Source organism: Pseudoalteromonas sp. S554 (assembly GCF_005930865.1).
Lineage (GTDB): Bacteria > Pseudomonadota > Gammaproteobacteria > Enterobacterales > Alteromonadaceae > Pseudoalteromonas > Pseudoalteromonas marina.
The window spans coordinates 52,875-66,562 of sequence record NZ_PNDV01000049.1 but is presented as its reverse complement, the minus strand read 5'-3'; the positions used below and the strand labels follow the sequence as shown (position 1 = coordinate 66,562).

Sequence of the window (13,688 nt, the reverse complement as noted above, 5' to 3'; positions counted from 1 at the left end):
TTAACACTCAGTCCTTTTTTTGTTTTTATTATGTTTTTAATTAGTCTTTAAATTGCTTGTGGCAATCTTTACAACCTTTCGCCCAAGCACCAAAGGCTTTACCAATAACCGCTTTGTCGCCAGATTGGGCAGCTAGAGCAAGTTTGTCTGCGTTTGCAGCAAACGCATTGGCTTTTTCAACAAATACCGTATTTTCAGACCAAACAGCAGCTAGTGCCGATGTATCGCCTTTGTCTGTTCCTGCGTAAAACGCTTCCCAAGGCATTTTTGAGAGCGCTGCTGCGTTATTTGCACGCATTTTGAATTGTTCTGCATCAAATGGAACCTTGCCCTTAAGCATTGCGCCCATATCGCCAATTTGAACTGATAGCATAGAAAAAGCACTTTGACGGTATTCAATAGCGTCGCTTGGCTCTTTAAACGCAGAGTTTGCAGATACACTTAGCGCGCATGTTGTTAGTAATGCACCCGCTAGAATCTTTTTAAATTTCATATTATTGCCCCTGTTAACTATTTTTTGACTATTGCTTTGTATCTTAGCTATTGGTTTTATTCAAGCTAATACAGAAAAATTAACTAAAAGTTAATCGTTCATATCAATATCAGCAAATATCATCCCTCGTCGCATACTGCGAGTTGCTAAGAAAACTTCACCTAATAACGACATAAACGCACATATTAACAACGCCATAGCGGCCACAAAACAGCTGGCGATAGTAACGCCTAAGTTTATTGATTGAATGTGAGATAAAAATAATAGCATAACCACTGCGCATACAAGCAAAGCGCTCAAAACACTTAAACTAAAGGCTATGTGTATACAACGGGAGCGTTTTAATAGAGCGCGAAGCTCAGTTGCAAGCGATTTATTAAAATCTTCATCGGTGCTTACTTTTAGTTTGCGCTCCAATTGCCTTGCACGGTCTGTAATACGAGCCAAGCGGTTTGATAAAACGCCAAGTGTAGCTGCAATACCGGTTATTAAAAACACTGGTGCAACAGCTGTTTGTATTACTTTAGCCATAGTTAAAATGTTGATCACATCATTATTCATAAAGTACCTAGTTATTATGCAGTTTTTGTTTACAAATATTCACAAAAGTGAAATGTGGTTTTATTTATTTATATCAGTTGCTTGGTGCTTGTTTGATTGTTTTTTTTATGTGCTTAATGCTTATTTGTAACCAAAGTGTTGCTTGGTGGGGGGTGAACGTTTTATATTCGTCCATACATTGTAATTTGCTTTATTAATGTGACTACAATAATACATAAAATATCCTAGGGGAACTCATGAGTAACAATATAATAAAAAAGACAGCGATAGCGACGGCTGTTTCTAGCGCATTTGTGGCAACACTTGCAAGTGCCGCTGAATTACCAAAAGCAAATATTAACTACAAACAAGTAGAACAAGTAGTTGAAGTTGCAGCAGACAAAAAAGAGCCTTCAGCTCATATGATCGTTCTTAAAGCAACAACATCTGTGGATGCAGTATCAGCTGGAACTTATCAGGCTTCAAGTAGCCGTGAAATAACAGCTCAGGTTGAGCAGCTTCAAGACATAATGACTGCAGAGTTGAGTAACTTAGATTTTGATGCAAAAGTAATTGGCAAAACAAAGATTCTTGCTCCAACGTTAATAGTTCAAGCAACACCTGAAGCTTTAAAGCAGATTGCAAAAGATGATCGCGTTGCAAAAGTATTACCAATGTTTGACCGTGAACTTCACGTTGCTGCAAGCTCTGATTATATTAACGCTAAACCATTAATTACTGATGGTATTGTAAGTGGTAAAGGTCAGCGCGTTGCAGTACTAGATACAGGTATTGACTATACTCACGCAGCATTTGGCGGTGCAGGTACTGTTGAAGCATACCTAGCGGCACAAGAAGATCCTACAACAGTTACATGGCCGCAAGGCATTGTACAAGGTGGCTATGACTTTATTCGTGATGATGCAGATCCAATTGAAAATGATGCTGCAAATTCACCGTCAACAGGTGATCCAACAAATCATGGTACATCATCTGCAAACTCTGTAAACGGTATTGCTCCAGAGGTTGAGCTATACGCATATTCTGTATGTGGCGGTGGTTGTCCAAGTGCAGCACAAGCAGCTGCATTAGAGGCTGCAATGGATCCTAACGGTGATGGCGATATTTCAGATCGTGTTGACGTGATGAACATGTCTCTTGGTGGTGAATTTGGTGATACTTACACTGGTGGTGGTACACAATACCTAGTTCAACGTGCTGTTGAATTAGGTGTTAACATGGTAATTTCTGCCGGTAACGATGGTGATAACCCATTCCGTGTTGGTGGCCCAAGTACAACTCCTAATGCCTTATCTGTTGGTGCAATGACACATCCAACAACAGAAGTTGGTATTGCAAGTGGAACAGTTGCAGGCGTTGAAGGCGATATTCAAGCGTCAGGTTTTGGCCCACAAGATGGCTTTACCCTATCAGGTGCTGATATTGATTTAGTATACCCTACAGCAAATCAAAACGGCTGTGACGCTTTTGCAGACGATGTTGACTTTACAGGTAAAGCGGTACTAATAGATCGTGGTGCCTGTGCATTTACACAAAAAGTACTAAACGCACAAGCTAAAGGTGCAGAGTTTGTATTTATTGCAAATAACGTTGACGATGGCACACCAGCCCCAATGGGTGGTTTTGATGCTGACGTAACTATTAAAAACGTTGGGATTAATTTTGCAGCGGGTGCTGCACTAAAAGCACAGCTAGAAGCTGGCGGCCCTGCAACATTTGATATTAGTGTTGAGATTAAAACAACAGCGGGTGCTGTGGCAACATTCTCATCACGCGGCCCTTCAATGGATGGCTTACTTAAACCAGAAATTACAGCGCCAGGTACAAGTATTGACGTAGCAGCAGCAGGAACTCAAACTGGCACTAATCCTGTGTCGGGTACCTCGTTCTCAGGTCCAATTACAGCCGGTGCGGTTGCTATGATCCGTGAAGCTCATCCAAATCGTAATGCGTTTGAAATTAAAGCAACGATTATGAACGCGGCAAACCTTGAAGTAACTAACGAACCTCTTGCTATTAATCCTGATTCAGAGCTTGCGCCTATTAGTATGATAGGTGCTGGTTTAGTTGATGTAACTAAGGCTGTTAACTTACCTGTTGCAGCATGGGTACACAATGCTGAGTTTGATACAAAACAAGCTGCCCTTTCTTATGGTTTAGTGAGCCTTGCAGAAGCCGGTTCTATCACTAAAACGGTCACTGTTAAAAACTTCTCTGCTGAAGCGAAAACATATAACCTTCGTACTGAAGCACGTTACGAAAGCGACGAAAAAACTGAAGCTGTTAGCTGGGATTTCCCAGAATCAGTAACAATTCCAGCTGGGCAAGCAGTAAACTTTGATATCACAATGATGGTTGACCCAAGTAAACTACCTGCATGGGAATTAGAGAATCCATTTAGTGCTGATGACATTGCTGCTCGCAGTGCTGCACTAACATCGATTGAGTTTGATGGTGCGTTAGTATTTGATGATGCGTCAACAGATACAACTCACGATCTACACGTTGTGTATCATGCAATGCCGAAAGCAGCGACAGAGCTAAGTTATACTGCCGAGCTAATTGACAATAAAGTTGCACTAGTACTTGAAAATACAGGTCAGACTGAAATCACTCCTCAAGCCGAAAGCATCATTGCAGTAGGCACAGAGAAAACAATGGAAGAGGCTGAGTATAATATTCTGTCGAGCACATTCTCTGCATTTGGTGCAGACTTCTGTGATTCAGGTATTTACATCACTTCATCAATTCAATTACGTGATCCGCTAACGCACACTTTCCAGGCTGGTTACAGAGTTGAAATTGATACAGATAATGATGGTGTTGCTGATCAGTTCTTACAAAACTTAAATGACCGTGGCCGTACAACGGCTTCACCAGGCCGTAGCCGTACATTAATTGGTACTACTGACGGTGCTGGTAATGATGGTTGGGCATGGGGTACACCACTTCTTCATTCAGCAGGTGAGGATACAATCACATTTACTGGTTGTTCTGAGCTAATGAACATTGATGGGTCGTTACTTGGTCAGCCAATGAACTTTAGAGTATCTGTTGGTTACCCAAGCTACCAGTCAGGTGTTTTCTCTGAGACAGACAGTGTAACTGGCTCTGTGGTATTTGGTGTTCAGCCTGAAGTTCAAATGACTTCGCTTGAAACTGGCGAAGCCGTTGCATCACTTCTACCTGGTGAAAAAGCAATGGTATCTGCAAGTGGTCCATTTGTTTTATCTCAAGGTGCTGGCACTAACATCATTAAAGCAATGACAAGTGAAGAGCTTACATTACCAGCTATTGAGGCGCCTATCTTAGTAGGTGGTGAATTCTCAGTTTCTGAAGATGCGGCTGATGGTACAGTAGTTGGAGCGCTTACAATTGAAGAAGCCGATTTTGACTTAGCGGTTTCTGAGTACTACGTTCAATCAAACACAAATATTGGGTTAGGTGTTGATGAGCAAGGTCAAATTGTGGTTGCTGACACCAACATGCTAGCAGGTGATACTACTGCTGAAATGGAAGTTGTTGCGATTGATATTCGAGGCAATGTTTCTGAGCCTGTAACTGTAACTGTTAATGTAACTGCAGTAGTACCTCCGGCAGTTGTTATTCCAGAGCCAGAGAAGAAAAGTTCGTCAGGTTCATTAGCTTGGTTAACGCTTCTAGTAGCACCGTTCGCATTCATGCGTCGTCGTAAGCAAAAGTAAGCTTAAAAATGATTAAGTACTAAATTAAAGGGAGCTTCGGCTCCCTTTTTACATAGCTTCACAAACTAAATCACAAAAGGTATTAATTTTAGGTATATTTAGGTAACAAAAATAATAAGGACTTTGCCTGATGACACGTACTCCCTTTGCACTTGCTGCACTCTCGCTTGCTATTTTAAGCGGGTGTAATAAAGCCCCCGAAGAAACTCAAAAAAATACGGTTCAAGTTGAGTCAGCTCAAACTGTAACAGCGGTTGCACCAATTGCTAAAAAAGTACCCCATGAAATGACCATTCATGGCGATACACGTATCGATAATTACTACTGGCTCAGAGATGACGAGCGAAAAGCACCTGAGATCATTAACTATTTAGAAGCCGAAAATGCGTATTCTGACGCTATGCTTGCGCATACTAAAAAATTACAAAGTAGTTTATTTGAAGAGCTTAAAGGGCGAATCCAAAAAGATGATGACTCTGTTCCGGTAAAAGACGGCCAGTACTATTACTCGTCGCAAACTCGCGGCGATAATGAGTACGCCACTTACTTACGCAGTAGTGATTTTGCAGGCACCGATCAGGAAGTTATTTTAGACGTAAATGAATTGGCTAAAGGTCATGACTATTTTGCGGTTAGTGGCCTAAATGTCAGCCCAAATGACAACTTAATGGCGTATGGTGAAGATACGGTAAGTCGCCGTGTTTACAACATAAAAATTAAGGATTTAAGCACTGGTAAATTATTAGACGACACGCTTGAAGGCACCAGTGGTTATGTTGTGTGGGCGAACGACAATAAAACAGTCTATTACATCAAAAAAGACGCGCAAACCTTACTCGGGTATCAGGTTTATCGTCATACGCTTGGTACACCACAAAGCGATGACGAGCTTGTTTACGAAGAAACAGACACAAGCTATTACACAGGTATGAGCAAGAGCAAAGACGGCTCAGAAATTTATATTTGGCATAGCAGTACTGATGCATCGGGTTTGTCAGTACTTAATGCAAATGATGTAAACGCTAAGCCTAAGCGCTTAATTGAACGTGAAGCCAACCTTGAATACAGCATTTCCAAATTAGGCAATACTTATTACATTGTTACTAATTTAAATGCCGTTAACTTTCAGCTTATGAAAGTAGATATTGATAAAGCCGGTGATAAAGCAAATTGGCAAAGCGTGATCCCTGCGCGCGAGGGTATTAAACTCGAAGGTGTTGAGTTGTTTGATGACTACTTAGTATACCAACAACGCGAAATGGGCCAATCAACACTGATTGCGCGTAATTTAACATCGGGCAAAGAGTTACCACTAAGCTTTAACGACAGTGCATATACAATTAATGCGTACGGTAATAACGAATTAGACAGCGATACGCTGCGTGTTTACTACACCAGTATGACGACGCCGGGTTCATCTTATGATGTTAATTTGGCCACTGGCGAAAAAACATTATTAAAACAACAAACAGTATTAGGTGACTTTAACGCGGACAACTATGCCTCAGAACGTATTTTTGTAACAGCACGCGATGGCGTAAAAGTACCGGTGAGTTTGGTGTATCGAAAAGAGTTATTTAAAAAAGATGGCACTAACCCATTATTGCAATACGGCTATGGTTCGTATGGCGCAACAATGGATCCGAGCTTTTCGTCTGCACGATTAACGTTGCTTGACCGCGGTTTTGTATTTGCAATTGCCCATGTACGTGGTTCGCAAATGTTAGGTCGCCCGTGGTACGAAGCGGGTAAGCTACTTACCAAAAAGAACACGTTTAACGACTTTGTAGATGTAACTAAGTCATTAGTTGAGCAAAAGTATGGTGCAAAAGACAACATATTTGCACAAGGCGGCAGTGCGGGTGGACTATTAATGGGTGCAGTGGCAAACCAAGCGCCTGAGCTTTATAAAGGCATGGTTGCACAGGTTGCGTTTGTTGATGTGGTTACTACTATGCTAGATGAAACGATTCCGCTTACAACTAACGAGTATGGCGAGTGGGGTAACCCTAACGAGAAAGAATATTACGATTATATGTTGTCTTATTCACCGTACGATCAGGTCAGTAAGCAAGACTACCCTAATATGTTAGTTACTACAGGTTTACACGATTCACAGGTTCAATATTTTGAGCCAGCAAAATGGGTTGCTAAGCTGCGTGACTACAAAACAGATGATAATAAACTATTATTTAAAATAGATATGGAAGCCGGACATGGCGGTGCTTCTGGCCGTTTTAAACGCCTAGAAGATGCCGCGTTAAATTATGCATTTATGCTTGATTTAGCGGGTATAAAAAAATAACAAACCCTAGGGGCTGTTGATTTAATTTGCAAAGGTCAGCGGTCCCACAATTCAACTAAGTAATGAGCTAAGGCGTAACGTTAAGTTACGCCTTTTTTTGTGGCAAATTAAAGCTAAACATAGTGCCTTTGCCTAGTTCACTTTGTACATTTATTTCACTGTCCATGAGTTTTAATAGCCCGCGGCAAATAGCAAGGCCCAAACCACCTTGTTGTCGGCCGGCTTTGTTAGAATTACTAGCTTGGTAATGAGGATCAAAAATGGCATTTAACTCTTCGTGTTTAATACCCACGCCGGTATCAGAAACCTGCACAAATAATTGATTGTCATTACCGCGTTTTACACGCACAGCAATACTGCCGTCACGCGGGGTATGCCTAATGGCGTTATCGATTAAGTTACTTAAAACACGCTCAAGTTTGGCTATGTCGGCAATGACAGGAAAGTCACAAATTTCTGGATCAACCGATAAATTAATGCCTTTTTTCTCTACGGCCAAACTAAACTTAGCAATACAATCGTAAATAAGTTCACCTAGGTTAAATGTTTCTTTGTTGATGCTTATTTCGCCATTTTCGAGGTGTGCGAGTTCAAAAATTTGCTCTATTAGTTGCTTAAGTTGACCACAGTTATTTAGTGATACTTGCAAGTACTCTTGCTGCTCTTGCGCACTTAGTTTGTCACCTGACTGATTTAACACCTCTAAAAAACCTTGTAACGAAGCCAGTGGCGTACGTAAGTCATGAGATAAGTGAGTAAGTAGCTCTTTGCGTTGTTTATCGCCTTGCTCTAGTGCTTTAAATTGCTCATTTATACGTGTGAGCATTGCTTGAATAGTTCGGCTTAAGCTATGGACTTCATTACTTTTTTGAGTTGAATAAATACTCAGTTTTGTGTCGTTTAGGCTGTAGTTTGCAGCCTCAATTTTGCTTACATCTTTTGCAAGGCGTTGAATAGGGTTTGTAAAAAATCGCAGTAAAATAAGCATCGCAATAAATAAAAAAACGAGTGCTGAGCCTAGCCATATGGCAGCCAATAATAACGAGTCGTTACTTTTTATATGATTAAGAGAGGTGTCGTATGCCTCACCACCAATAATCACATATAAATACCCTTGCAATGTGTTGTTATTAAAAACAGGCGCCACAGAAAATATTTTTTGTTGCTCAGGGTTTCTTGGGTTGTCGCCATAAACTGGTGTAGCACTTGGGTTAGCTATAAGGTGCTTTAATGGCGTTAAATTAATATGTGTACGCTTCACTTTTCCGGGTTCTGCGGAGTAAGTTAATATTTTTCCGTTTTCGTCTACAAAGTAAAATTCAAAGGCGGGGCCGAGTAACATTAAGGTATGAAATAGGTTTTCAAGGGCTTCGTAATCGTATACGCCTTCTTTTATCAATGGGTTATCTTGTACTAAATGCTCAGCTAGCGCTAAATGTAAATTTTGTTCTCCATGGTGTTTAGAGTTGAGTTCTAGTTGTTTACTCCAGCTATAAACCAGCGCGCAAATAAAACAAAAAATAACGGCTAACGACACTGCTAATTTTTGGTACAAAGAAAGTCTCATAATAAAAATCTTAATTAAGTTGGCTTGGATTGAGTTTGTATCCCACACCCCAAACGGTTTCTATAATAGGTGTCGATTGGTGCAATTCAAGCTTTGCGCGTAACCGATTAATATGTGAATTAACAGTATGTTCGTAACCGCTATGTTGGTAGCCCCAGACTTTATCAAGTAGTTGTTGGCGACTAAATACATGGTTAGGGTGGCGTGCAAAATACACCAGTAAATCAAACTCGGTGGCAGTTAGGTTAATTGCCTGTTCGGCCAAATACACTTGATGAGAGTCAAACTCAATGTTTAATGAGCCAACTTTAAGGGTTTGTTCACTTGCAACAGAGGGTTCATCGGTATTTTGGCTGGCGAGTAACTGTGCTCTGTGTCGAAGTTGGGTTTTTACTCTGGCTTGTAGTTCACGTGCAAAAAAGGGTTTACAAATATAGTCGTCTGCGCCCATTTCTAGGCCAATAACCCTATCCATGTCACTACTTAGTGCGGTGAGTAAAATAACGGAGGTCGTTGGATAGTGCTCTTTTATTTTACGACATAAACTTAATCCATCCATTTGCGGTAGGTTTATATCCAGTAAAATAAGCCCGTAGGGGTGCTTGGCAATTTTTTTTAGAGCCAGCTCAGCACTTATAACATGATCCACATGTAAATTTAGCGATGTAAGCTGTGTGGTAATTAATTTACCAATTTCTCTGTCGTCTTCAACTATGAGTAATTTTTCATGACGCATTGTTTATCCTCGTAAAAAAAAGGGGGCTTCCGTGCGCCCCTACTTCCCCATTACAAGCTGGTATATCAAGGTCAATACTGATAAACGAATTACTGAGTGCGGGTAATAACCACTTTTGCTAATGGGTTATCAAACTTATGTTCAGGGCTAAGTACTGAACTAGATAAGCCATCTTCATTTGTAACTACACCTGGGTGTCTTGCTACAAAATTAACATCATCACGGGCTTCATTAAAACCTTCTCCGCCATCAGCAGGACCGGGTATCGTACCAGCTGCTTCTGTATTTGCTTCAGTACCTGCATCATAAGCAACAGTGGTGCGAATTAAAGAGTCACCCACGGCTAATGAAGATACGTCTAAAGCACTAAGACCGGTAAATCCATCATTTGTGTTCACCATCATAGTGGCAAGTGAAAGCTTGAGTGCTTCAAGTGAGTCTGTCGTTAATGTAATCGTGGTATTTACGCCAGGTCCAACAGGGCCTTCGCTTGATGCATTTGCAATGGCGTTTTCTAATGCAAGTAGTTGGCTGTTGTCGCCTCCTTCAGCCATTGTTTCTAATGCAACCGATGCAGGACTACCTATTTGCCAAAGTGTGCCTTCTGTATGTGCAATAATGGCAATAGGCGATAGTGGCTGCCCTGCGGTTAAATTACTGACGGTTACATCAAATGTATAGCTTACAGGCTCAGGAGTCGGCGGTGTGACAACTTGAACAGGATCGTTACTGTCGTTGTCGCCACAGGCTGCAAGTGAAGCTGCAAGTGCAACAACCACGATGCTTTTTTTAAAGTTATTTAAAGATGCCATGATTACGCTCCTACTTAACCGTAACGGTTAGTTTAGCTACAGGGTTTAACCATCTGTGAACCGTGTTGCTTAAATCACTATTACCAGCGGTTAAGTCGTCGTCACCTAGTGTACCAGGGTGAATATGCACATTAATGTTGCTATCGGTGCTTGTTAAGCCTGCGCCACCTGTACCCGCATCACCACCTGGTGCTGCAGGAATACCTGGCGTACCAGGTGCTCCAGAACCTTCAACCACTAGCTCATTATTTTGCTCAGTGCCCGCATCGTATGCATTTAAATAAACTGTGTAGGTACCGGCTTCGGTTGGTATTTTCCAGCTATCAAGGCCAACAAAGCCATCGTTTGTAGGTAGTAACATAGCGGTCACTGATAAGTAATCGTTACCGTCTGTCGTCATTAGTGTTGTCATGGTTGATGACGATGGTGCTAATAGACCTTCTGCTGGGTTTGCAGCCATATCGCTACCTGCTGCAGTGGCTTGTGCCATTAGCTCAGCAATGTTGCCGCCTTCAGCCATTGTTTGTAATGCGGTAGAAGCTTCAGTTGCAACTTCAAAAAGCTTATCTTCACTGTTGTGTGCTGTAACGAGTAGCGGAGTGAAGTGAATGCCTTGGGTTAGGTTGGTTATTGTTAAGTCTAACTCTGCAGCCATGGTTGACTGGCTAGCTACCGCTAAAAGAGTTGCAAGTGTAAAAGTTGAAGCTTTCATTTTTTATTTCCTGTAAGTGATGATTCGAGATAAGTATTGAACAATCGTCTCCAGAAACTCTCACAAACTTATCACTTTTTTATCACAGGAATGTAGGTTGTGATTTTTGTAAATAAATACGCCAGAAAACTTATAGACCTGTGTATAATTAAACCGCATTATAAAAATTAAAGGATTGTGTTATGGAAGAAAATCAACAGGTTAAAGTAGTAAATAAAGATGAGCGCACATGGGCAATGTTGTGCCATTTAAGCGCGTTTGCAGGATTTATTGTGCCGTTTGGTTCAATAATAGGGCCATTAATTATTTGGTTAATTAAAAAAGATGAAATGCAAATGGTCAATGAGCACGGTAAAAAAGCGCTTAATTTTCAGATAACCATGGCAATTGCCTATATTATTTGTTTTGCATTGATGTTTGTTGTGATCGGTGTAATTTTATTACCTATTGTGGCTATCTTTTCTTTTATTATGGTGGTTTTAGCGAGTATTAAAGCCAATGAAGGTAAAGAGTTTAATTATCCACTGAGTTTAAATTTGATAAAATAAGCGCTCAATTATTTATATAAACAGACCCTAGCCTAAGGCTGGGGTTTTACCTTTCCCCGCAAGGTTATTATGCTTTATCTAACGCTGTTTTTAAGCGCATTTATTTCAGCTACGCTATTGCCGAGTTCTTCAGAGGTGATCATGGTGGGAATGATCACACAAAGCCAAGTTAACCTTTGGCTTTTATGGTTGGTAGCAACACTAGGTAATGTATTGGGAAGCTGTGTTAACTATTGGTTAGGCACGCAAGTTTTACGTTTTAAACATAAAACGTGGTTTCCAGTATCAGAACAAGGGCTTGAAAAGGCACAAAATCAGTTTAATAAATATGGCGTATATAGCCTATTGTTTGCATGGCTGCCTGTTGTTGGCGACCCATTAACAGTTATTGGCGGTATTTTTAAAGTGAGGTTTAGCGTGTTTTTACTTTTAGTAACACTTGGCAAAGGCGCACGCTATTTAGCGGTTATTGCCCTTGCCGTGGGAGTAGAGGCTCTTATTTAAGCTATACGCACACTACTTTGTCCAATCAAGTGTTAACGATACAGAGTCAGCAAAGCGAAGCGCATGCGGTTTATCTACACGGGCTTTGGCATAATTCACACTCGGGTGTGAATGACAAACAGCAAGAATTTCAGCGACTAGCTTTTCTAGTAATAAAAAGTGTCCTTGCTCAACTAAACTAATCACCTCTTTGGTGATCACTTTATAGTTAAGTGCTTGGTCTACTTCATCGGTTTTACATGCGTTGTCGGCAGGGTAGTGAATCTCAAGGTTGATCACTACGTCTTGCTTTTTTTCACGCTCTTCAGGATTAAAACCAATAAATGTACGTAAGCGTAAGTTAGTAACATTAATAATTGCGTTGGCCATAGATTACCCTTTAATAAGCTGCAAAAATTCGTTGCGTGTTTTAGGGTCGCTTCTAAAGTTACCCAGCATTACTGATGTACGCATGCTTGAGTTTTGCTTTTCTACACCGCGCATCATCATGCACATGTGCTTAGCTTCAACAATAACGCCTACACCTTTTGCACCAGTCACTTCTTCAACGGCTTTGGCAATTTGATGTGTTAACTGTTCTTGTATTTGAAAGCGACGCGAAAACATATCAACAATACGCGCAAATTTAGATAACCCCAGCACCTTGCCGTTTGGAATATAAGCAATATGGCAGCGCCCAATAAATGGTAGCAAGTGATGCTCACACATAGAGTAAAGTTCTATATCTTGCACAAGTACCATGTCGTCTGCATCAGAGGTAAATACGGCATTATTAGTAATTTCATCAAGCGTTTGGCGATACCCTTGTGTTAGGTATTCCATTGCTTTTGCAGCACGTTTTGGTGTGTCTAATAAACCTTCGCGTTCAGCGTCTTCGCCTACGGCGGTTATAATTTTTTGGTAGCTGTCTTTTAATTCGTTATGCATAGGTGTCTCAGTGTTTTTTACTTTAAATGACGTCCGCCATCAACAGGGATAGAGCGTCCTGTTATGTACTGACTTTGTAATAGTAAATCAATGCTGTTTATAATTTCTTGGCACCCAGGTTCGATGCCCATCAATGATTTTTTGAGTGTTTTAGCGCGGTATTGTTCGTCGTCGTGCTCGTTAAAAATAATAAGCGAAGGCGCAACCGCATTTACTTTTATATTTGGTGCGTATTTAGCACTAAACGATTTTGTTAGATTATCAAGTGCGCCTTTGCTTGCCGCATACGCCAAATGCTTAGGGCTTCCTGTTTCAACCACATAGTCAGTAAGGTGCACAATATCAGCCGCAGCACCGCTAGCTTGCTGGTACGCTAAAAGTAAGTCAGCGCACTGCATATTAATTAAGTAGGGTGTTTTGGCATGAATGCGCATCATGTTATCAAAAAGCTTAGCGTGGTCTGGGTTATTTGCTTCACAGTCCCAGCTAGATGCATTGTGTATAACAGCCTTTAAGGATTGGGTATGGGCTTTCAATGTATTAATAAACTCATTAATTCCCGCATCAGTACTGAAATCGGCATGGATACAAGTCACTCCCTGCTGCGCTAGTTTTTCTACGGCATCATGGCGAGTACGATAAGTAATAATCACTTTTTGCCCTTGGGTTAAGTAATGCTGAGCAAGGGCTAGGCCGATTCGTTGGCCTGCGCCAGTAATTAAAATAGGCGATGTCATATAATGCAGTGTTCTCTTTGGCAAGTTTTTAATAAATATTAGTACGTTAAGTGCAATGTGTACGTAATATTTGAATAGGGCG

13 protein-coding genes are annotated in these 13,688 nt (G+C 40.9%); 4 read left to right on the top strand and 9 right to left on the bottom strand.

The features are described 5' to 3' along the window. Nucleotides 1–40: 40 nt before the first annotated feature. A complete protein-coding gene (locus CWB65_RS12040) occupies nt 41–493 on the bottom strand; it encodes a c-type cytochrome (protein WP_008129412.1) in 453 nt (150 codons plus the stop codon). A gap of 90 nt (nt 494–583) precedes the next feature. Continuing rightward, nucleotides 584–1,054, bottom strand: coding sequence for a DUF2721 domain-containing protein (locus CWB65_RS12035; protein ID WP_006792500.1), 471 nt, complete (start codon nt 1,052–1,054; stop codon nt 584–586). A gap of 236 nt (nt 1,055–1,290) precedes the next feature. Here CWB65_RS12035 and CWB65_RS12030 point away from each other — a divergent pair, with 236 nt between their 5' ends. Together CWB65_RS12030 and CWB65_RS12025 are read left to right on the top strand one after the other, a co-directional pair. After that, nucleotides 1,291–4,758: a S8 family serine peptidase gene (locus CWB65_RS12030; RefSeq protein WP_008129416.1), complete on the top strand. Its 3,468-nt coding sequence runs from the start codon at nt 1,291–1,293 to the stop codon at nt 4,756–4,758. Nucleotides 4,759–4,888: 130 nt separating this feature from the next. Further along, on the top strand, nt 4,889–7,063 hold the full coding sequence (locus CWB65_RS12025) for a S9 family peptidase (RefSeq protein ID WP_008129417.1): 2,175 nt from the start codon (nt 4,889–4,891) through the stop codon (nt 7,061–7,063). A gap of 85 nt (nt 7,064–7,148) precedes the next feature. Here CWB65_RS12025 and CWB65_RS12020 read toward each other — a convergent pair whose 3' ends face one another. The 4 genes from CWB65_RS12020 to CWB65_RS12005 form a co-directional block, all read right to left on the bottom strand. Further along, on the bottom strand, nt 7,149–8,630 hold the full coding sequence (locus CWB65_RS12020) for a sensor histidine kinase (RefSeq protein ID WP_008129418.1): 1,482 nt from the start codon (nt 8,628–8,630) through the stop codon (nt 7,149–7,151). Nucleotides 8,631–8,640: 10 nt separating this feature from the next. Beyond that, nucleotides 8,641–9,366, bottom strand: a complete 726-nt coding sequence (locus tag CWB65_RS12015) for a response regulator transcription factor (protein WP_006792495.1) — start codon at nt 9,364–9,366, stop codon at nt 8,641–8,643. Between the two features lie 89 nt (nt 9,367–9,455). Then, a complete protein-coding gene (locus CWB65_RS12010) occupies nt 9,456–10,178 on the bottom strand; it encodes a spondin domain-containing protein (RefSeq protein ID WP_138740662.1) in 723 nt (240 codons plus the stop codon). Between the two features lie 10 nt (nt 10,179–10,188). After that, complete coding sequence (locus CWB65_RS12005) at nt 10,189–10,890, bottom strand: spondin domain-containing protein (protein ID WP_006792493.1); 702 nt, start codon at nt 10,888–10,890, stop codon at nt 10,189–10,191. Nucleotides 10,891–11,072: 182 nt separating this feature from the next. Between CWB65_RS12005 and CWB65_RS12000 the strand changes: the two genes are divergently transcribed. Together CWB65_RS12000 and CWB65_RS11995 are read left to right on the top strand one after the other, a co-directional pair. After that, nucleotides 11,073–11,438: a DUF4870 domain-containing protein gene (locus tag CWB65_RS12000; RefSeq protein ID WP_039038192.1), complete on the top strand. Its 366-nt coding sequence runs from the start codon at nt 11,073–11,075 to the stop codon at nt 11,436–11,438. A gap of 69 nt (nt 11,439–11,507) precedes the next feature. Then, a complete protein-coding gene (locus tag CWB65_RS11995) occupies nt 11,508–11,942 on the top strand; it encodes a YqaA family protein (protein ID WP_138740661.1) in 435 nt (144 codons plus the stop codon). 12 nt (nt 11,943–11,954) lie between these two features. On the opposite strand, the gene folX is transcribed toward CWB65_RS11995, so the two are convergent. Genes folX through folM form a run of 3 tightly spaced genes read right to left on the bottom strand, consistent with a single transcriptional unit; the run spans nt 11,955 to nt 13,606 of the window. Beyond that, on the bottom strand, nt 11,955–12,311 hold the full coding sequence (folX, locus tag CWB65_RS11990) for a dihydroneopterin triphosphate 2'-epimerase (RefSeq protein WP_008129424.1): 357 nt from the start codon (nt 12,309–12,311) through the stop codon (nt 11,955–11,957). Nucleotides 12,312–12,314: 3 nt separating this feature from the next. Continuing rightward, nucleotides 12,315–12,869, bottom strand: a complete 555-nt coding sequence (folE, locus tag CWB65_RS11985) for a GTP cyclohydrolase I FolE (protein ID WP_010557916.1) — start codon at nt 12,867–12,869, stop codon at nt 12,315–12,317. Nucleotides 12,870–12,886: 17 nt separating this feature from the next. Then, nucleotides 12,887–13,606 carry a dihydromonapterin reductase gene (folM, locus tag CWB65_RS11980; RefSeq protein ID WP_058430067.1) on the bottom strand — a complete coding sequence of 240 codons (720 nt, stop codon included), beginning with the start codon at nt 13,604–13,606 and terminating at the stop codon, nt 12,887–12,889. Nucleotides 13,607–13,688 lie beyond the last annotated feature (82 nt).